Source organism: Enterovibrio baiacu, from assembly GCF_004120195.1.
Taxonomy (GTDB): Bacteria; Pseudomonadota; Gammaproteobacteria; order Enterobacterales; family Vibrionaceae; genus Enterovibrio; species Enterovibrio baiacui.
The window spans coordinates 1-19,511 of the sequence record NZ_SCHN01000025.1 but is presented as its reverse complement, the minus strand read 5'-3'; the positions used below and the strand labels follow the sequence as shown (position 1 = coordinate 19,511).

At 47.9% G+C, this 19,511-nt stretch carries 16 protein-coding genes, 1 rRNA gene and 1 riboswitch; of the genes, 8 read left to right on the top strand and 9 right to left on the bottom strand.

Features of this window, described 5'->3' with window-relative positions; all coding sequences use genetic code 11:
* Nucleotides 1–17 precede the first annotated feature (17 nt).
* Entirely contained in the window at nucleotides 18–2,435 is a 2,418-nt protein-coding gene (gene gyrB / locus EQP46_RS21560; RefSeq protein WP_129495598.1) for a DNA topoisomerase (ATP-hydrolyzing) subunit B, read from the top strand.
* Between the two features lie 360 nt (nucleotides 2,436–2,795).
* Here gyrB and EQP46_RS21555 read toward each other — a convergent pair whose 3' ends face one another.
* From EQP46_RS21555 to glyQ, 5 genes are all read right to left on the bottom strand, one after another.
* On the bottom strand, nucleotides 2,796–3,137 hold the full coding sequence (locus EQP46_RS21555) for a lipase family protein (protein WP_129495597.1): 342 nt from the start codon (nucleotides 3,135–3,137) through the stop codon (nucleotides 2,796–2,798).
* A 26-nt stretch (nucleotides 3,138–3,163) separates the two neighbouring features.
* Nucleotides 3,164–3,418: a hypothetical protein gene (locus tag EQP46_RS21550; RefSeq protein ID WP_240671784.1), complete on the bottom strand. Its 255-nt coding sequence runs from the start codon at nucleotides 3,416–3,418 to the stop codon at nucleotides 3,164–3,166.
* Between the two features lie 286 nt (nucleotides 3,419–3,704).
* A complete protein-coding gene (locus tag EQP46_RS21545; RefSeq protein ID WP_129495596.1) occupies nucleotides 3,705–4,955 on the bottom strand; it encodes a valine--pyruvate transaminase in 1,251 nt (416 codons plus the stop codon).
* A 260-nt stretch (nucleotides 4,956–5,215) separates the two neighbouring features.
* On the bottom strand, nucleotides 5,216–7,297 hold the full coding sequence (glyS, locus tag EQP46_RS21540) for a glycine--tRNA ligase subunit beta (RefSeq protein ID WP_129495595.1): 2,082 nt from the start codon (nucleotides 7,295–7,297) through the stop codon (nucleotides 5,216–5,218).
* A 1-nt stretch (nucleotide 7,298) separates the two neighbouring features.
* A complete protein-coding gene (gene glyQ / locus EQP46_RS21535; RefSeq protein ID WP_129495594.1) occupies nucleotides 7,299–8,216 on the bottom strand; it encodes a glycine--tRNA ligase subunit alpha in 918 nt (305 codons plus the stop codon).
* A gap of 172 nt (nucleotides 8,217–8,388) precedes the next feature.
* Nucleotides 8,389–8,488: riboswitch (yybP-ykoY riboswitch) on the top strand.
* An 88-nt stretch (nucleotides 8,489–8,576) separates the two neighbouring features.
* Here glyQ and EQP46_RS21530 point away from each other — a divergent pair.
* Complete coding sequence (locus EQP46_RS21530; protein WP_129495593.1) at nucleotides 8,577–9,131, top strand: TMEM165/GDT1 family protein; 555 nt, start codon at nucleotides 8,577–8,579, stop codon at nucleotides 9,129–9,131.
* Nucleotides 9,132–9,229: 98 nt separating this feature from the next.
* Nucleotides 9,230–9,499 (top strand): hypothetical protein, encoded by a 270-nt coding sequence (locus EQP46_RS21525; protein ID WP_129495592.1) that lies wholly within the window; start codon nucleotides 9,230–9,232, stop codon nucleotides 9,497–9,499.
* 69 nt (nucleotides 9,500–9,568) lie between these two features.
* Here EQP46_RS21525 and tusA read toward each other — a convergent pair whose 3' ends face one another.
* Complete coding sequence (tusA, locus tag EQP46_RS21520; RefSeq protein ID WP_017010567.1) at nucleotides 9,569–9,814, bottom strand: sulfurtransferase TusA; 246 nt, start codon at nucleotides 9,812–9,814, stop codon at nucleotides 9,569–9,571.
* A gap of 351 nt (nucleotides 9,815–10,165) precedes the next feature.
* Here tusA and EQP46_RS21515 point away from each other — a divergent pair, with 351 nt between their 5' ends.
* The gene (locus tag EQP46_RS21515; protein WP_129495591.1) at nucleotides 10,166–11,107 is read left to right on the top strand and encodes a LysR family transcriptional regulator; all 942 of its coding nucleotides are present in this window, start codon (nucleotides 10,166–10,168) and stop codon (nucleotides 11,105–11,107) included.
* A gap of 95 nt (nucleotides 11,108–11,202) precedes the next feature.
* On the opposite strand, the gene acuI is transcribed toward EQP46_RS21515, so the two are convergent.
* The 3 genes from acuI to fadB all read right to left on the bottom strand — a co-directional run bounded on the left by acuI (nucleotide 11,203) and on the right by fadB (nucleotide 15,837).
* Nucleotides 11,203–12,183, bottom strand: coding sequence for an acrylyl-CoA reductase (NADPH) (gene acuI / locus EQP46_RS21510; protein ID WP_129495590.1), 981 nt, complete (start codon nucleotides 12,181–12,183; stop codon nucleotides 11,203–11,205).
* Between the two features lie 289 nt (nucleotides 12,184–12,472).
* On the bottom strand, nucleotides 12,473–13,639 hold the full coding sequence (gene fadA / locus EQP46_RS21505) for an acetyl-CoA C-acyltransferase FadA (RefSeq protein WP_129495589.1): 1,167 nt from the start codon (nucleotides 13,637–13,639) through the stop codon (nucleotides 12,473–12,475).
* Nucleotides 13,640–13,671: 32 nt separating this feature from the next.
* Nucleotides 13,672–15,837, bottom strand: coding sequence for a fatty acid oxidation complex subunit alpha FadB (gene fadB / locus EQP46_RS21500; protein WP_129495588.1), 2,166 nt, complete (start codon nucleotides 15,835–15,837; stop codon nucleotides 13,672–13,674).
* A 255-nt stretch (nucleotides 15,838–16,092) separates the two neighbouring features.
* Between fadB and EQP46_RS21495 the strand changes: the two genes are divergently transcribed.
* The 4 genes from EQP46_RS21495 to EQP46_RS21480 all read left to right on the top strand — a co-directional run.
* Nucleotides 16,093–16,719 (top strand): YigZ family protein, encoded by a 627-nt coding sequence (locus EQP46_RS21495; RefSeq protein ID WP_129495587.1) that lies wholly within the window; start codon nucleotides 16,093–16,095, stop codon nucleotides 16,717–16,719.
* A gap of 43 nt (nucleotides 16,720–16,762) precedes the next feature.
* Nucleotides 16,763–18,220, top strand: coding sequence for a TrkH family potassium uptake protein (locus EQP46_RS21490; protein WP_129495586.1), 1,458 nt, complete (start codon nucleotides 16,763–16,765; stop codon nucleotides 18,218–18,220).
* Between the two features lie 35 nt (nucleotides 18,221–18,255).
* A complete protein-coding gene (hemG, locus tag EQP46_RS21485) occupies nucleotides 18,256–18,780 on the top strand; it encodes a menaquinone-dependent protoporphyrinogen IX dehydrogenase (protein WP_129495585.1) in 525 nt (174 codons plus the stop codon).
* Between the two features lie 600 nt (nucleotides 18,781–19,380).
* Nucleotides 19,381–19,511: ribosomal RNA gene (locus tag EQP46_RS21480) — 16S ribosomal RNA — on the top strand; the annotation flags it as partial.

The window sequence follows — 19,511 nt, the reverse complement described above, 5'->3', positions numbered from 1 at the left end:
TAAGCGAGAGTAACTCAATGTCCAACAATTACGATTCATCGAGTATCAAGGTACTCAAGGGTCTGGATGCAGTACGAAAGCGTCCGGGGATGTACATCGGTGATACTGACGACGGTACCGGTTTGCACCACATGGTCTTTGAGGTCGTCGATAACTCAATCGATGAGGCTCTTGCTGGTCATTGTAATGATATCGTGGTGACCATCCACGAAGACGGCTCTGTTTCAGTGAAAGATGATGGTCGTGGTATCCCAGTTGATATCCACGAAGAAGAAGGTGTATCAGCTGCTGAAGTTATCATGACGGTACTTCACGCAGGCGGTAAGTTCGATGATAACTCATACAAAGTATCGGGTGGTCTTCACGGCGTAGGTGTTTCAGTAGTAAACGCCCTGTCTGAGAAGCTTGAACTGACGATCTGGCGTCACGGTCAAATCCACCAACAAGTGTATGTACACGGTGTTCCTGAAGCGCCACTTGCGCCGATTGGCGACACTGAAGAGACGGGCACTCGCATCCGTTTCTGGCCGTCTGCCGAGACGTTTACTGATCTTCTTTTCCATTACGACATTCTGGCTAAACGCCTGCGTGAGTTGTCGTTCCTAAACTCTGGCGTGTCTATTCGTCTTTCTGACGAACGCGAAGAAGACAAGCATGACCACTTCACGTACGAAGGCGGTATTCGCGCGTTCGTAGAGCACTTGAACCGTAACAAAAACCCAATCCACCCATCTGTGTTCCATTTCGAACACGAGCGTGAAGACGGTGTGACGGTAGAAGTGTCTATGCAGTGGAACGATGGTTTCCAGGAAAACATCTACTGCTTTACCAACAACATCCCTCAGCGTGATGGTGGTACTCACCTGGCTGGTTTCCGTGCTGCTCTTACTCGTACCTTGAATACCTTCATGGAAAAAGAAGGCTATTCGAAGAAAGCAAATGCAGCAACTTCTGGTGATGATGCGCGTGAAGGCCTGACTGCTGTTGTGTCGGTAAAAGTGCCTGATCCAAAGTTCTCAAGCCAAACAAAAGACAAACTCGTGTCTTCAGAAGTGAAGTCAGCGGTTGAGTCTGCGATGAATGAGAAATTGAGCGAGTTCCTGATTGAGAACCCTCAAGATTCTAAGATCGTTTGTACCAAGATTATTGATGCCGCACGTGCGCGTGAAGCAGCGCGTAAAGCACGTGAAATGACCCGTCGTAAAGGCGCGCTAGATTTGGGAGGTTTGCCAGGCAAGCTCGCAGACTGCCAAGAAAAAGATCCAGCGCTGTCCGAACTTTACATAGTGGAAGGGGACTCTGCTGGCGGTTCAGCCAAGCAGGGTCGTAACCGTAAGAACCAAGCGATTCTTCCACTGAAAGGTAAAATCCTTAACGTAGAAAAAGCGCGCTTCGACAAAATGCTGTCTTCTCAAGAAGTGACCACACTGATCACTGCGATGGGTTGTGGTATCGGTCGCGATGAGTACAACCCGGATAAACTGCGCTACCACAGCATCATCATCATGACCGATGCTGATGTCGATGGTTCGCACATCCGTACGTTACTGTTGACCTTCTTCTACCGTCAAATGCCAGAGCTTATTGAGCGTGGTTACATCTACATCGCTCAGCCACCACTTTATAAAGTGAAGAAAGGCAAGCAAGAGCAATACATCAAAGATGACGAAGCGATGGAGCAATACCAAGTATCGCTAGCGCTAGAAAACGCCTCTTTATTTGTAAACCAAGATGCGCCTGCGCTAAGCGGTCTTGCGCTTGAAGAGTTGATTCAGAAGTACAACGGCGTCATGAAATTGATTAGCCGTATGGAGCGCCGTTATCCTTCCGCGCTGCTAAACGAACTTGTTTACCAACCTCGTCTGTCTGTTGATACGCTTCAAAATGAAGCCAACGTACAAGCATGGATTGATAACATTGTTGCGGTTCTAAATAAGAACTCCTCTGGTGAAAGTCAGTACAGTTCAATCATCAAATTTGATGAAGAGCACAACGCTTATCAACCTGAGCTTATCGTACGTACTCACGGCGTCGACCATGAATACCTCATCAGCTACGACTTGTTGAATTCGAAAGAGTACGCGCGTATCGCGGATCTTTCTGAAGCACTTGATGGCTTGCTCGATGATACTGCATACATCCAGCGTGGCGAGCGTAAGCAACCCGTTAAGAGCTTTGCTGATGCATTGGCTTGGCTGATTAAAGAATCGAACCGTGGTCTTTCTCGTCAACGCTATAAAGGTCTTGGTGAGATGAACCCTGAGCAGCTTTGGGAAACCACCATGGATCCAGAATCACGTCGCATGCTTCGTGTCACCATCCAAGATGCGGTTGCTGCAGATGAGTTGTTCACCACCTTGATGGGTGATCACGTTGAACCCCGTCGTGCCTTCATTGAAGACAACGCACTGAAAGTGGCTAACCTCGACGTCTAGTCTGCTGTTTTTCAGCGTTCGCTGCTTAAAATCTGTGTATCAAACGCCGCGTTAGCGGCGTTTTTTTTACGTAGCGTCATCTGCATGATTAACTTGTTGATATATATGGCTAAAGCGCTTCAAAAAGTGCACGTTGAAGCTTGGTGTGTATTGGGAGACTGGGATCATTGTATGTATCGACGTTTTGGACCTTATCTTTGGATGCATCTACTAGCACGTGATTCATGCCTTCACAAATTGTTAGCTTCACATGATTTCCCCCAAAACCTCTTCAAACTTTATCCCATTGGTTACTCCCACCTGAAGATCGTTATCACCTTGTATGACATGTATAGATCGGTTTAACGTCGGTGCTATTGCCTACGGGTCGATAAAAAAGCATGACTTGATATAAGGAATAGCGGAACGTCGGAATACGACGTCTACATGCTCATCACCATATTGAATGTCCTTACCCTGTTTGATGGACTCAAAGATAGCCTTAACGTGTTCGGTATATTGCGGTGCGCGTAATTGATATTGCTTGACGAGGTTTTCAGCAAATGAGAGGGCAGGCGTTGCGATCAGTACTAACGAATGTATACATGCCGTCTGTGCGACGAGCAAAGCAATGAGCTCACCTTCACTATGCCCGATAAGATTAAATATTCTAAAGCCGTGTGCATCTGAAAGTGTTTGAATGATGGAATGTACATCTTTCACATACACATCAATGGTGAGATCAGACTCTAATAGTGATGGAAAATATGATCTGCCAACGCCCTTTTATCGAAGCGAAAACTGGCATATTGGTGGCTTAGAAGGCTGGTGGATATCTTTTCTAAACTGTGATTTTGCAAAGCCTCTTGATTGCCGTTTCTATCTGTAGGGCCTGATCCCGCGATGATGATTGAAACAGTGTTGCTGAGGAATTGTTCGTCAGTGACGAGAGTCCCTGATATCACTCCATCCTCTACCTCAATGTCGATCTCTAATTCAGCCATAGCAAACCACCCTGATACGAGGACACGGAATGTTTCACGTGGAACACGCAATCCGATTGCTCATTACTACAAATGAACAACGTCTTAGGCGCTCACTCTATCTTAATCTTGATCAAGAAAGAGAGTGTTGGTGCGAGAACTGAGATTAACGTCGAATAGATTTCAGTGTGAATATTGCGAGTAACAACAGCGAGCTCTGAGGAGGATACTTGAATTAAAAAGCCAGTTAATGAATAACTGGCTCGGAAATAATTAGGCCTTATCGCTCAACGTTTCACGTGAAACATTACTTTTCACCATACGCTTTCTCGACTTCTTCAGCGAGTATTTCTATCCCTCTTTGGATCTTCTCATCATCCTGAACATAGTTCATTCGCAAGCACTGACGTGTATGGTCCCACTCACTGTCGGAACCAATAAAGAAGTACTCTCCTGGCACGATGAGCAAACCTCTGGCTTTCAAACGCTGGTAGAGCTCTTTGGTGGTGATAGGGAGTTCGTCAAACCAAAGCCATAGGAAAATGGCACCCTCAGGTTTGTGAATCTTAAAACGAGGATCTGGAATCGCATCTTGGAGTAACGCCACGCTTCGGTGCGCTTTCTTCTGATAGAAAGGCTTTATGACATCCTCACTCAAGCGGAGCAAATCACCATTATTTAGCATTTGGTTTGCAATGGCTGGGCCTACGCCGCAAGGCGATAAACTCACGATACCGTTAATGTTAGTCAGTGCGGAAATGGTTTCCTCAGCCGCCACAATGATACCGCAACGAACACCAGGTAGACCTAGCTTGGATAGGCTAGAGCAGAGAATGGTATTTTCATTCCAGAAGGGTTTTACGTCTTCAAAAATGATATTTGGGAAGGGCACGCCGTAAGCATTGTCGATGATGAGGGGGATATTGTGCTTACGCGCCAACACATCGAGTTGCGCTATTTCATCATCCGTTAAAACGTTGCCGGTAGGGTTTGTTGGTCTGGAAGCACAGATGGCGCTGACTGACTCATCAACCTCTAATGTCGAGAAGTCGACGTGGTATTTAAACTGACGGTTATCTAAATACTCAATGGTCGGTTTGAAACTGGTGAACATATCGGGTGACAATCCTGAATCGGCATACCCAATGTACTCTGGCGTTAGCGGAAGTAGAATCTTCTTAAAGCTTTCATCATCGTAGTGTCCTGCAAAAAGATTAAACAGGTAGAAGAACGCACACTGACTGCCGTTGGTTAGCATGATGTTCTTGCTGGAGATGGACCAACCGTAAGTGTCACTGAGCATGGTCGCGAGTGATTCAATAAACGCAGTTTTACCTTGTGGGCCATCATAATTTGATAGCGCGGCAACCAAGGTTCCATCATTTAGCATTTGTTGGCTAAGTTCGGAGAAGTGATTGGTCATAGCTGGAATGGCGGCGGGGTTACCACCACCAAGCATGATGGCATCTGGGTTTCTTAAGCCATCATTCAAGTCGTCCATTAATTGGGTGATACCGGAGTGCTGGGAAAACTTTGTCCCAAATTTCGAAAACTGCATACGTGCGAGACCTTAATCCTTTATTTATTGTGCGTCGCGATCCGTCAAACCATACCGCAAACATTGGTCAAATTGAACGCAGATTTTGGGCTTTTTCTTAGAAGCTTAGACTTTAGATTCTTCTTATGAAGTGTTCTTTAATTATGGGGAGGTGAGGTTAGGCGGGAATGATGTTTCACGTGGAACAATTCTCTTGAGAAGCGAGAAGCAGGCAAAAAAAAGCCCCGCATTAATGCGAGGCTCTTTCTTCGTTTCTACGTTTATTTCTGAAGTAGAGAAATGTCTGCAACGTTCATAAACTGGCTACGAAGGGTATTCAGCAGTGCTAGACGGTTCGCCTTTAGGGCTTCATCTTCTGCCATTACCATGACGTTATCGAAGAAACTGTCTACTGGCTCACGAAGGTCAGCAAGTTGCGTCAGTGCGGTTTGGTAATCGCCTTCTGCAAATAGCGGTGCAAGGCTTTCAACCAAAGACGTCACTTTGTCTGCCAATGCTTTCTCTGCGTCTTCAACCAGAAGGTTCGCATCGATAGCTGCAGGTAGTTGACCTTCGAACTTCGCCAAAATGTTACCCACACGTTTGTTCGCCGCCGCTAGCGACTCTGCTGCGTCCAGTGAACGGAAATGGGTAACGGCTTTAACGCGCTGGTCGAAGTCTGCTGGTTGAGTAGGGCGACGAGCAAGTACCGCTTGAATAACGTCTACGCTATGGCCTTCATCTTGATACCAAGCACGGAAGCGACCCAACATGAATTCGATAACATCGCTTTCAACGTTGTCGTTGGTGAGTCGGCTTGAACCATCAGCTTGCGCAAACAGTGATTTTGCCTTGGCAACGAGGTCTACCAAATCCAGATCGTAACCGTATTCAACGATGATACGAAGCACACCCAAAGATGCACGACGAAGCGCGAACGGGTCAGAGCCTTTCGGTGCTTGGCCAATGCCAAAGATACCGACGATAGTATCAAGCTTGTCAGCCATCGACAGTGCAGATGAAACTCCATTGCTAGGCAAATCATCGCCCGCAAAGCGTGGCATGTATTGCTCGTTAAGCGCGACGGCGACTTCTTCAACTTCACCGTCGTGACGTGCGTAGTGCATGCCCATCACACCTTGGGTGTCAGTGAATTCGAAAACCATGGAGGTCATCAGGTCACATTTAGCAAGCAGGCCAGCACGTTTTGCGTTATCAACGTCAGTACCAATCTTGTCAGCAATGTAGCCGGCAAGCTCAGTAATACGATCGGTTTTGTCTTTGATGGTGCCCAATTGCTTTTGGAAAATCGCGGTTTCCAATTGCGGCAAACGATCAATCAATGGACGCTTACGGTCGGTGTTGAAGAAGAATTCCGCATCCGCAAGGCGAGGGCGAACCACTTTCTCGTTACCTTCGATAACGTGGCGTGGCTCTTTTGATTCGATGTTTGAAACGAAGATGAAGTTAGGCAGAAGTTGCTTGTCTTCGCTGTAAACAGGGAAGTACTTCTGGTCACCTTTCATGGTGTAAACCAAGGCTTCAGCAGGTACCTTCAAGAATTCTTCTTCGAAGGTTGCGGTGAGTACCACTGGCCATTCAACCAAAGAGGTAACTTCTTCGACCAAGTCATCTTCTAGATCAGCGATACCGCCAACCAATTCAGCTGCTTTTTTCGCATCAGCGATGATGATGGCTTTACGCGCTTCATAATCTGCCATGACTTTACCGCGCTCTTCCAGAATGGCTGGATACTGATCGGCATTGTCGATGGTAAATTCTGGTTCGCCCATAAAGCGGTGACCGCGAATGGTGCGAGCAGATGCGACGCCCATGATGGTGCCTTCGATCAGGTCTTCGCCCATCAGGATGGTCAGGGTTTTTACCGGACGGATGAATTGGGTATCTTTATCACCCCAACGCATCGGCTTCGCAATAGGCAGGTTAGCTAGCGCTTTATCTGCCAGTGACACAATGATTTCTTTCGCGTCTTGGCCTTTGACTTCTTGTTTAAACAGAAGCCATTCGCCTTTGTCTGTTGCGATACGGTCGGCTTGTTCAACGGTAATACCGTTACCACGTGCCCAGCCTTGTGCTGCTTTGGTTGGGTTACCGTCAGCATCAAATGCCACAGAGACCGCGGGTCCGCGCTTCTCAACCAGCTTGTCAGCTTGCTGCTCATCCAGCGATGCAACTTTCAGTGCAAGGCGGCGAGGTGTCGCGTACCAAGTAATACCATCATGCGTTAGCTCTGCGTCTTTTAATTCTTTTTCAAAGTTCGCTGCGAACGCTTCTGCAAGAGTACGAAGTTGCGTTGGTGGCAATTCTTCTGTACCTAGCTCAATCAGAAAATTCTTTGCCATCTTACTTCTCCTCACCCTTTTTACACATTGGGAAGCCGAGTGCTTCACGTGATGCGTAGTACGCTTCAGCAACTGACTTTGTCAGGTTACGAATGCGAAGGATGTAGCGTTGACGCTCAGTCACAGAAATTGCCTTACGCGCATCCAATAGGTTGAATGCATGGCCTGCTTTTAGAATGCGCTCGTACGCTGGAAGAGGCAGTGGTTTTTCAAGTTCAAGAAGGTGCTTACACTCTTTCTCGCACTGATCGAAGTACGTGAACAAGAAGTCTACATCTGCGTGCTCAAAGTTGTAGGTCGACTGCTCAACTTCGTTTTGGTGGAAGATATCGCCGTACGTTACTTTGCCGAACGGGCCATCCGTCCATACCAAGTCATAAACAGAATCTACCGCTTGGATGTACATCGCAAGACGTTCGATACCGTAAGTGATTTCGCCGGTCACAGGCTTACACTCAAGACCGCCTACTTGCTGGAAGTAAGTGAATTGCGTCACTTCCATGCCGTTTAGCCAAACTTCCCAGCCAAGACCCCATGCACCCAATGTTGGGTTTTCCCAGTTGTCTTCTACGAAGCGAATGTCATGCACTTCTGGGTCGATACCAAGAACACGTAGCGAACCTAAGTACAGTTCCTGAATGTTGTCAGGAGAAGGCTTCATGATGGTCTGGAACTGATAGTAGTGTTGTAGACGGTTAGGGTTTTCACCGTAACGGCCATCAGTCGGGCGACGTGAAGGTTGAACATAAGCGGCTGCAATTGGCTCGGGGCCGATTGCACGCAGACATGTCATTGGGTGAGAGGTGCCTGCACCTACTTCCATGTCGAGTGGTTGCACGATGGTGCAACCTTGTTGGGCCCAGTAATCCTGCAGCGCGAGGATCATGCCCTGAAAAGTTTTAACGTCGAATTTTTGCATCGTCAGGTTCGCGCGATTAGTGAATGGAAAATAACACGCGATTATAGCGCGCTAGGCGTGGGATAAGTAGCGTTGATGGCGGTTTTTTGTCCGTCGAACATGAGACAAGCGATGTTTGTCGGAACTCTTGAATTGAGACTATTGAGCCAATGCTGCAGATAATCGTAGAATGCAGGTCGTTTTTGGGGAGTAGTCTCTCGCGCCAGCGAGGTCATTATCAACATAGTTGAAGCCACATGCTTCATGGTAATGACGACTTACATTGTGAGTTTGACGAGACCAATGACATTTCACATGAACCGGGCGGGGCATGGGATTTGTCATTGCTGTCGAATCAATCACCCGCCCTGGAAAACAATAATGAGCATACTTGTCGTCTCCATCACTACCGTCGCTTTGGCGGAAATCGGTGATAAAACCCAACTCTTGTCTTTGCTGTTAGCAAGTCGATACCGCAAACCCGTACCTATCATTTTGGCCATCTTTTTCGCGACGTTATTGAATCATGCCTTAGCTGCTTGGTTAGGTGTCGTGGTCGCTGATTATCTTTCTCCTGAGATTTTAAATTGGGTGTTGGTATTGAGCTTTGTCGCGATGGCGGGCTGGATATTGATCCCTGATAAATTTGATGAAGAATCGAAATCGAAGCATGGACCGTTTGTGGCAAGCTTTATTGCGTTTTTCGTTGCTGAGATAGGGGATAAGACGCAAGTGGCAACCACCATGCTAGGCGCGCAATATCATGATGCATTGTGGGTGGTGATCATCGGCACAACGATAGGCATGTTGCTGGCCAATGTACCTGTGGTGTTGTTTGGTAAGAAAGCAGCGAATGCATTGCCTTTGGACACCATGAGGTACATAACTGCGACAGTATTTTTGGTTCTTGCTGTGGTGGTGCTACTGAAACTGTAATGTCATATTCTGGCGTATAAATGTGTGATTATCTCGACACTCCCGATTCGAACTTCATGGTAGCGTGAGGGGAGTTAGGTTGATGTAAGGAGCACGTTATGGAGCGGTTTCTCGCGATCAGTCCACGTAGTCAACTGTGGTTGTTTCACACGGCGTTAGCACTCAATATTTTGGGTATGATGCTTACCGATATGTGGATACCTATGGTGGTTGGCGCAATAGTGACCACTTACTTATCTATCGATGCGCTTATTCGTGTTCGGTATATCTTGCCGCTGAAAAAAACGTTGCTGGAACTAGAGCGTGAAAATGCAGTGTTGCGTAAGAAGATAAGTGATGTTGAGCAGTCGTCAGCGTTTGAGTATTGAACATTAAAAAAGGCAGTCTCGGCTGCCTTTTCTAGTTTTATTTGTCGCTTATTATACCGACAGCGTTGTTCAAACGCCTTTGCGGATCAGGTAGCGATAAGGTGCTGACTCTGATTCTTGTGCAACGAGCGTGTGATCCATAAATCTGCAGAAGCTTGGAATGTCGCGTGTCGTCGATGGGTCATCGGCAACAATCAGCAACGATTCGCCTTCTTTCATGTTGCGGATAGTTTTTCTCACCATCATCACTGGCTCAGGACAACGCAGACCTTCTGCGTCTAAATAGTGATCCGGTTTTTCAAATTCTGAACTCATATTCTTTCGTCGCATTAAAAACGTCGACCTGATCATACTTATGACGACTAAATATTCAACAGGGCTTGGATTTGTAAAATATCTGTGTAATTTAATTAACAAGCTGTTAACGATTGTGTTGTGAACCCCTAAGCAGACAGACTTCTCCTTCTGTCGCGATACGGATAATAGGTTGGTTCAGCAGCTAGGCTACTCACTCATCGACTACACTCACACCCAGTTTCTTGGGCTTCCCCGCTATATGCGGGATTTTTTTTATCTAAAATTCAGTTATCTCAGTCGTGCCAGACGCATAAGCATAATGGTTGCGCTTGAGTATAATGACCGCACATTACCTTGTTTGAGCTATCTATGGAACTTGAAGATATTTATCGCCGTGATCTCAACTTGCTCATCGCATTGCGGGTTCTGCTCGAAGAAGGCAGTGTCAGTAAAGCGGCAGTGCGGTTAAGCCTGAGCCAGTCAGCGATGAGTCGTGTGCTGGGGCGTCTTCGTCGATTAACGGGCGATCCGTTGTTCACACGCCATGGTCAGCAGTTGATTCCAACGCAACGCGCATTGGAACTCAACACCTCGCTAACTGCGCCGCTGGATTCACTTCGGACGATTCTCTCTCCCGAGGAGTTTGACCCTGCGAATTGCGATCAGTTGTTCAAGATAGCGACGACGGATTATGCCATGCAAACCATTTTGCCGTTTGCTCTTCCGCGTATCTATGAAGAAGCGCCGAATGTGTCGCTCGAGTTTGCGCCGCTGCAACACGATCAGTTGTTGCGTCAGTTAGCATCTGAAGGGTGTGACATGGCGATATGTCGATCGACAGGTGCCATTGACCCATTAGAGTATGACAAGCTTGGCTTGGTCAGCGTATTTTGTTTATTGGCGAAGCATCACCCATTGGCGGATGAAACCCTAACGTTAGACGACTACCTTTCTTATCCTCATGCTGTGATAGCCATCAGTGATGGTGTTAAAACCCTGATTGATGATGCGCTCAGAGGGTACCCCAAACCAAAGTTGGCATTGCGCGCTTATCATCTAGAAGCGGCGCTTGCGATGGTCGATTCGATTCCTTTGATCATTACAGTGCCCGCTGATCTCGCCTATTTAGTGGCGGAGAAATACGATTTGGTGATCAAGCCGCTGCCATTTGATTTTAAGCCGTTTGATTATTCGCTCATTTGGCACCCGCGCACTGAGCATTCAACGGCACAAGTTTGGCTGCGCAATTTGATCAAAGAAGAGTGCGGACGATTGATAGCGAGCCGAACGAAAGACATGGGGCTGGTGTAGTGATCTTGCAGACAACAGCATAGTTGCTCAAGGTCTTAGGATAAGATCAAAAAACGGAGCGCAAGGCTCCGTTTTCTATTGGGCGCTCACTTTGCTTACAGCTTGATCAACACGCGGCCTTTGATTTGACCGTTAGTGATGGCTTCAGCGGCATCAGCTACTTCTTCTAGGCTGATTTCAGAACAGCCGTGCTCGAAGTAGCTTGCCGGTAGAAGTTCTGAAATACGTTTCCATGCTTTTTGACGACGCTCGAACGGTGCGTAGACGGAGTCAACACCCAGCAACTTAACGCCGCGCAAAATGAAAGGCATCACGGTGGTTGGCAGGTCAAAACCGCCCGCCAAACCGCAAGCGGCTACAGCACCGTCGTAATCTGTTTGTGCGAGTACACGTGCCAGCATTTTGCTGCCCACGGTATCAACCGCACCGGCCCACAGTTGTTTTTCTAACGGGCGGCCAGCGTCATCGAATTCACTGCGCTCTACAATGCGAGATGCACCTAGTTCTTTCAGCCACTCACCGTTTTCGCTTGCACGGCCCGTCACGGCAACCACTTGGTAACCCAGTTTCGAAAGAAGCGTAACGGCCACAGAGCCCACACCACCACTTGCGCCCGTGACAAGGATTTCACCTTTCTCTGGTGTAATGCCAGCATCTTGAAGTGCTTGCACACATAGCATTGCGGTTAGGCCTGCAGTACCAATTTTCATTGCTTGGGCGCCAGATAGCGCTTCTGGTAGTGGAACAAGCCAATCGGCTTCTAGGCGCGCTTTTTGCGCCATGCCACCCCAGTGACCTTCGCCAACACCCCAACCAGTCAACACAACTTTTTGGCCCGTGGTGTAACGTGAATCTGAAGATTCAACAACGGTGCCTGTTAGGTCGATGCCTGGAACCATTGGGAAATCACGCACGATACGACCTTTGCCTGTGATCGCGAGGCCATCTTTGTAGTTCAATGATGAGTAATCAACATCAATCAAAACATCGCCGTCTGGCAATTGGCTAACGTCCAATTCTTGGATGCTTGAAGTGGTGATTTTGTCTGCTTGATCCAGCACGAGAGCTTTAAACATGCCGTATTCTCCGGAAAGGGCAAGAAATGATGAATAGAGTGTAGAACCAAATTCGCCATGAAAATAATGAATCTAATTCATTTATCCTATGCATTAAAGACATAGTCTGTTTTGATTCGGATAGTTAGGCGCGATGTTGAGTTGTTGTGAGGTGGTATTTGGTCGATATGACGCGACATTTTTAGGCGCTTTTCGGTTTTGAAACAGTGTTGAGTAGGCTATTACACGCTGATATAAAGAAAAAGCCGGACGTGGTATGCATCCGGCTTTCAATGACGAATATTGCTACTTACTCAACACGTTCAAAGACGGTTGCGATACCTTGGCCAAGGCCGATACACATGGTAGCAAGACCAAATTCAACATCGTTCGCTTCCATCAAGTTAATGAGCGTTGTTGAAATTCGCGCACCAGAACAACCCAATGGGTGACCCAGTGCAATCGCGCCGCCATTGAGATTAACTTTTTCGTCAACCTTATCGAGTAAACCGAGGTCTTTAGCACACGGCAGTGATTGCGCGGCAAAGGCTTCATTCAACTCAACCATGCCGATGTCATCGATGCTGAGGCCCGCGCGCTTCAGTGCCTTGTGGCTTGCAGGAACAGGGCCGTAACCCATGATGGATGGATCGCAACCTGCCACCGCCATAGAGCGGATACGTGCGCGGATAGGAAGGCCGAGAGATTTGGCCTTTTCCTCGCTCATGACCAGCATGGCCGCCGCGCCATCGGAAAGGGCTGATGATGTGCCCGCGGTAACCGTTCCGTTTGCTGGGTCAAACACTGGGCGCAGTCCCGCTAAGCCTTCAACCGTCGTTTCTGGGCGAATCACTTCATCGTTCTCTAGAAGGATTAATCCGCCTTTCTCATCATGGCCTTCGGTTGGCATGATTTCGTTTTTGAAGCGACCTTCAATGGTGGCAGCATGAGCGCGTTGGTGTGAGCGAGCAGCAAAGGCATCTTGTTGTTCGCGACTAATGCCGTGAATGCGGCCAAGCATTTCCGCCGTCAGTCCCATCATTCCAGCGGCTTTCGCGACCGATTTTGAAAGACCAGGGTGGAAATCAACGCCGTGGGTCATCGGAACGTGTCCCATGTGTTCCACACCACCAATCAGGCATACATCAGCATCGCCTATCATGATGGCACGGCTTGCATCATGCAGCGCCTGCATGGATGAACCACAAAGACGGTTCACTGTGGTCGCAGCCACCGAATGCGGAATACCTGCGAGTAGCGAGGCGTTACGCGCGACGTTGAAACCTTGTTCTAGGGTTTGTTGCACACAGCCCCAGTAAATATCTTCAATGTCTGCTGGGTCGAGTTGTGGGTTTCGTGCCAGCAAAGATTGCATCAAGTGTGCAGACAAATCTTCCGCACGGACGTTTCGATACGCACCGGCTTTGGAGCGTCCCATTGGGGTTCGAATGCAATCGACAATCACTACGTTGTTCATTGTGTTTTCCCTCTTATTCTTAATCCGTGTGGTTAGGCAGACTGTCGTTGGGCATCGAAGTACCCTTCGCCTTTGGCTGCTTTATCGCGCAGACCTTGTGGTACGTGATAAACCGCACCGAGGTCAGCAAGCTTGTCAGCCATTTCTACATAATTCGCCAATCCGATGGTGTCGAGATAGCGGAAAACGCCACCACGGAAAGGAGGGAAACCAAGACCATATACCAACGCCATGTCCGCTTCTTGCGGTGTGGCGATGATGCCTTCTTCTAAACAACGCACCACTTCGTTGATCATCGGTACCATCATTCGGTTGATGATATCGCTATCACTGAATTCAGTGCTGTTGCCAACAACCGGTGCCAATAGTGCTTCCGCATCTGCATCCACGTCTTTCTTTGGCTTACCTTTGCGGTCGATGGAGTAGCGGTAGAAGCCAGAACCATTTTTCTGACCGAAACGCTGATTTTCAAACATGACATCAACGCCATCTTTGTAGTCTTTTGCCATGCGCTCAGGGAAACCTTCCGCCATCACGGCTTGTGCATGGTGCGCGGTATCGATGCCCACCACATCCAGCAAGTAAGCAGGGCCCATTGGCCAGCCAAATTGCTTCTCCATGATCTTATCGACCGCTTTGAAGTCTGCACCATCGCGCAGTAACAAGCTAAAGCCAGCAAAGTAAGGGAAAAGAACACGGTTAACGAAAAAACCAGGGCAGTCGTTAACAACGACAGGGCTTTTACCCATTTTGGCGGCGTAAGCCACAACGCGAGACACTGTTTCATCAGAGGTATCTTTACCGCGAATCACTTCCACCAGCGGCATACGGTGCACAGGGTTGAAGAAGTGCATGCCACAGAAGTTCTCTGGGCGTTTGAGGGATTTCGCCAGCAAGTCGATAGGAATGGTGGATGTGTTCGACGCAAGTACTGCATCTTCACTGATCATGCCTTCTACTTCACTGAGCACTGCCGCTTTGACTTTCGGGTTTTCAACCACGGCTTCAACAATCACGTCAGCTTGTTCAATACCTGCGTAATGAAGGCTTGGTGTGATTGAGGCCAATACATCTGCCATTTTCAAGCCGTTGATTCGACCACGCTCAAGTTGCTTGTTCAGCAGCTTCGAGGCTTCTTTCATGCCCGTTTCTAGGGATGCTTGGCTGATGTCTTTCATCAACACTGGCACGCCTTTACTGGCTGATTGGTAAGCGATACCGCCACCCATAATGCCTGCACCCAATACAGAAGCGCGCTCTGTCGCTTTTCCGGCTTTGGCTGCTTTCTTGGCCTCTGCTTTTAGGTACTGGTCATTGAGGAAGATACCGACTAAGGCTTGGGTGACTTCGTTTTTCGCGAGCTTAACGAAATATTTGTTTTCAACGAGCAATGCTTCGTCGCGACCGCCTCTTGCTGCTTCTTCAATCGCGATGACAGCGGTCATCGGTGCTGGGTAATGCTTACCCGCGACACGTGCAACCATGCCTTTCGCCATGGTGAAGCTCATGGTGGCTTCCATTTTGTTCAGCTGCAGTGGCGCTTTTTTCTGTGCGCGACGTGATTGCCAATCAAGTTTTCCTTCAATGGCTTGTGTTGCCAACTGAATGGCAGCATCACGAAGGTCGTCAGGGGCCGTCACTGCATCAACCAAACCGAGTTTCAGCGCTGCTGGCGCTTTGCTTTCTTTACCCGCGGTGATGAGCTCCATCGCGGTATCAGCACCTAACAGGCGCGGCATACGAACCGTTCCGCCAAAGCCAGGCATGATGCCGAGTTTCGTTTCTGGCAAACCAATGCGTGCTGTTGAATCTGCAATACGGAAATCTGTCGCTAAAATACACTCACAGCCACCTCCTAGCGCGTACCCAGTGATCACTGAGATGGTTGGGAAGGGCAGATCTTCAAGTTTGTTGAAGATGTTGTTCGCGTGTGTGACCCATTCAGAGAGTTCATTTTCAGGTTTGGCAAACAAACCTAAAAATTCAGTGATGTCGGCACCGACAACAAAGGCACTTTTTGCAGAAGTAAGAAGCAGGGCTTTTACATCCGTCTCTTTTGCTATTGCGTCTAGGGCTTCGTTGAGGCTTTCCAGCGTTGCAAGGTCAAATTTGTTAACAGAACCTGGTGCGTCGAGGTTGAGTTCCGCAAGGCCATTTTCCAAATAGCGTACGGACAGCGTGTCACCTTGGTAAATCATGTTCTATCTCCGTATTGCCAGCTCTGTGTCTGGTTTTTGGTTTACCGTAAATAGGGTTAGTCTGGTAAGACCAGTTAATTCAGTCTGAACTTCACAAATCAAAAAGGCAACCAAAATGTTAAACGATTGTTTAAATCTAGTGTTTGATCTATATCCCAACGTGTTGGAGACATTGTGAAACCCGTAAACGCGGTTCGTCGTGAAAAGGTGTTACTGTGTTAACATCCCGCGCCTTTTACATGATAGGTCGATGAAATGAATATCACCCCTTATCTGATCCCGGCAGAGGCTGTTGTGTCAGAAGAGGAAATTAAAAAGAGCCGCTTTATTACTTACCTAGCTCACACGCCGGGTATCGAAAGCGCTAAAGCGTTTGTTGCGGATATCAAGGCGCGACATAGCGATGCACGCCATAACTGCTGGGCATTCGTGGCTGGACGTCCTGATGATTCGATGTCTTGGGGCTTTAGTGACGATGGAGAACCTTCAGGCACAGCAGGGAAACCAATCCTTGCGCAGCTCACAGGTTCAGGTGTCGGTGAGATAACGGCAGTCGTTACTCGCTACTATGGTGGTATTCGATTGGGTACAGGTGGCTTGGTAAAAGCTTACGGCGGAGGGGTCCAACAAGCACTGACAAAACTTGCAACAAACGAAAAGGCAATTACGGTCCAGTTCACACTAAGCTGTGAATATCCTCACATTGCCTTGATTGAATCCATCTTGGCGTCTCACAACGCGGTTCAGGTTAATACTGAATTCAGCCATAATGTGTTGATGACAGTGGAAGTGGATGCACGGAGCGCCGACCAGATCGCCAGTGAGATATTCAATCGAACGCGGGGTCAGGTGAGTGTTACCGGGCTAGATAATAAATCATGATTCAGGGCAACCCCTGGATACAAGGAATGCGCCGTCTCAGGCTATGCAGTTTCGTTCAATAATTCGAATTGTCGGGTTACTCCTGGCACTATTTAGTATCACCATGCTGGCGCCAGCGGTGGTGGCATTTATCTATCGAGACGGTGAGGGTTTCCCTTTCGTTCTCACTTTCTTCCTCCTACTCGCGGGTGGTGGCATGCTGTGGTTTCCGAACCGCCGCTATCGCCATGAACTCAAAGCCAGAGATGGCTTCCTTATTGTTGTATTGTTTTGGACGGTAATCGGGAGTGCGGGGTCAATCCCGTTCATGCTCTCCGAGCAGCCTTCGATGTCAGTGACTGATGCCTTTTTTGAATCCTTTTCTGGGCTGACAACGACAGGTGCAACAGTGATGGTAGGTCTTGATGACTTACCTAAAGCAGTATTGTTCTATCGCCAGCTTCTACAGTGGTTCGGCGGTATGGGTATCATTGTATTGGCCGTCGCGATTTTGCCCGTGCTCGGTATCGGTGGTATGCAGCTTTATCGCGCCGAAATTCCCGGCCCAGTAAAAGACAGTAAGATGACACCAAGGATTGCAGAAACCGCAAAAGCGCTTTGGTACATCTACCTCGCGTTGACTTTGTCATGTGCATTCGCTTATTGGTTGGCTGGCATGAGCGTCTTTGATGCAATCAGTCATAGCTTTTCAACTGTCGCGATTGGAGGGTTCTCGACCCATGATGCGAGCATCGGCTATTTCAATAGTCCGGCGATTAACTTCATCACGGTCTTTTTCCTCTTTATATCGGCATGTAACTTTTCGCTGCACTTTGCCGCATTCTCGAGTGGCAAATTACACCCAGGGTACTATTTCAAAGATCCCGAATTTCGCGCGTTTATCGTGATTCAGGTGATTTTGCTTTCTATCGTCTTTTGGATGTTGTTAAGTCACAGTACTTACGATTCTGAGTTTGAAGCCTTTAACCAAGCCATTTTCCAAACCGTTTCGATCAGTACAACCGCAGGCTATACCACAACAGGGTTTTCCGAGTGGCCATTGTTCTTGCCCGTGCTTTTGCTTTTCTCTTCCTTTATTGGCGGGTGTGCGGGTTCAACAGGTGGCGGGATGAAAGTGATCCGAATCTTGCTACTTTCTCTACAAGGTTCTCGTGAGTTAAAACGTCTTGTTCACCCGAGGGCGGTTTACACCATTAAAATCGGCAACAAAGCACTGCCTCATCAAGTTGTTGATGCGGTGTGGGGATTTTTCTCTGCGTATGCTTTGGTCTTTGTTCTTTGTATGTTGGCGTTGATAGCGACTGGTCTTGATGAGTTGAGTGCATTCTCAGCCGTGACTGCAACGCTTAATAACTTGGGCCCTGGCTTAGGCGAAGTTGCGGTGCATTTTGGTGATATTAATGACAGCGCGAAGTGGGTGCTGATCGTTTCAATGCTTTTTGGGCGATTAGAAGTTTTCACCTTACTGGTATTATTTACCCCAACTTTCTGGCGCAGTTAGTCAGCAAACGCCTTTTAGCTATATAAGGATAATTCGTGAAAAAAGCGCTTTTACTTCACTCGAGCCGTGAAGGGCAAACCGTCAAAATTCTTCGTTATATAGAGAAGGAGCTGGTCGATACGCATCAATGTGAGCTGGTGGATCTCCATGAGACACCAAACGTCGACTTCGCGCACTACGATAAAGTTATGATTGGCGCCTCAATTCGCTATGGTCATCTAAACAAGAAGCTTTATACGTTCATTGAAAAGAACCTTGCTGAATTAAACAACGCGAAGGCTGCTTTCTTCTGCGTGAACCTAACCGCGAGAAAGCCAGAGAAGGATACGCCAGAAACCAGTGTCTATATGAAGAAGTTCTTAACGCTCTCTCCTTGGCAGCCTCAATTACTCGATGTGTTCGCCGGTGCGCTCTATTACCCTCGTTATAAATTCTTCGATCGTGTGATGATTCAGTTCATCATGAAGATGACAGGAGGGGAAACTGACCCGACAAAAGAAATTGAGTACACCAATTGGGACCGCGTTAAGCTGCTTTCAGAGCGATTCGGCTCGCTTTAACATCACATTGATTGAAAAATGGCCGAACAGGCCATTTTTCATAAAAAACCACCCAAAAGCCCTTGCCAAGATCTGAACCGTCCCTATAATGCGACCTCACTGACACGGCGACCCGCTCCACACGGAACTGGCCACCAAATCAGGATGGCGAAACGGCTTCAAAATTGATTGAAAATAAACGCTTGACGTGACCTTCTCAATCAGTAGAATGCCCGCCTGCTTCAACGGAAAAGCCCAGTGCTTATCGCGGTTGAAGGGAGTCAACAAGACGTTTTGGATGCGGTGAACACCACGCTGAAAAATCTCAAAATTTCTTCTTGACTTCATCGCCCGGCAGCGTAAAATTCGCAGCCCTGACGATGAGAAGCGAACGCTTCTACAGTCAATGTTCTTTAACAATTTGACCTATACAATCTGTGTGGGCACTCGTACTTGATAGACATAAAGATTTATCAATGCACTGAGTGACCAAGATGGTGGAGCTTTTCGGAGTGATGCTATCAACACAGCAATGCAGTTTTGCCTACGGGCAAAAAAGTAATTCAGTATTCATTGAGCGTTAGAACTGTCTCTTCGGAGATGGGRATAACAACAAAATTCTAATTGAAGAGTTTGATCATGGCTCAGATTGAACGCTGGCGGCAGGCCTAACACATGCAAGTCGAGCGGCAGCGACAACATTGATTCTTCGGAGGATTTGTTGGGCGGCGAGCGGCGGACGGGTGAGTAAT

What these genes read in the sequence shown, in the direction of transcription:
- gyrB (WP_129495598.1), top strand. Translation starts at nt 18, where the DNA reads ATGTCCAACAATTACGATTCATCGAGTATCAAGGTACTCAAGGGTCTG.
- EQP46_RS21550 (WP_240671784.1), bottom strand. Translation starts at nt 3,418, where the DNA reads ATGGCTGAATTAGAGATCGACATTGAGGTAGAGGATGGAGTGATATCA.
- EQP46_RS21545 (WP_129495596.1), bottom strand. Translation starts at nt 4,955, where the DNA reads ATGCAGTTTTCGAAATTTGGGACAAAGTTTTCCCAGCACTCCGGTATC.
- glyS (WP_129495595.1), bottom strand. Translation starts at nt 7,297, where the DNA reads ATGGCAAAGAATTTTCTGATTGAGCTAGGTACAGAAGAATTGCCACCA.
- glyQ (WP_129495594.1), bottom strand. Translation starts at nt 8,216, where the DNA reads ATGCAAAAATTCGACGTTAAAACTTTTCAGGGCATGATCCTCGCGCTG.
- EQP46_RS21530 (WP_129495593.1), top strand. Translation starts at nt 8,577, where the DNA reads ATGAGCATACTTGTCGTCTCCATCACTACCGTCGCTTTGGCGGAAATC.
- EQP46_RS21525 (WP_129495592.1), top strand. Translation starts at nt 9,230, where the DNA reads ATGGAGCGGTTTCTCGCGATCAGTCCACGTAGTCAACTGTGGTTGTTT.
- tusA (WP_017010567.1), bottom strand. Translation starts at nt 9,814, where the DNA reads ATGAGTTCAGAATTTGAAAAACCGGATCACTATTTAGACGCAGAAGGT.
- EQP46_RS21515 (WP_129495591.1), top strand. Translation starts at nt 10,166, where the DNA reads ATGGAACTTGAAGATATTTATCGCCGTGATCTCAACTTGCTCATCGCA.
- acuI (WP_129495590.1), bottom strand. Translation starts at nt 12,183, where the DNA reads ATGTTTAAAGCTCTCGTGCTGGATCAAGCAGACAAAATCACCACTTCA.
- fadA (WP_129495589.1), bottom strand. Translation starts at nt 13,639, where the DNA reads ATGAACAACGTAGTGATTGTCGATTGCATTCGAACCCCAATGGGACGC.
- fadB (WP_129495588.1), bottom strand. Translation starts at nt 15,837, where the DNA reads ATGATTTACCAAGGTGACACGCTGTCCGTACGCTATTTGGAAAATGGC.
- EQP46_RS21495 (WP_129495587.1), top strand. Translation starts at nt 16,093, where the DNA reads ATGAATATCACCCCTTATCTGATCCCGGCAGAGGCTGTTGTGTCAGAA.
- EQP46_RS21490 (WP_129495586.1), top strand. Translation starts at nt 16,763, where the DNA reads ATGCAGTTTCGTTCAATAATTCGAATTGTCGGGTTACTCCTGGCACTA.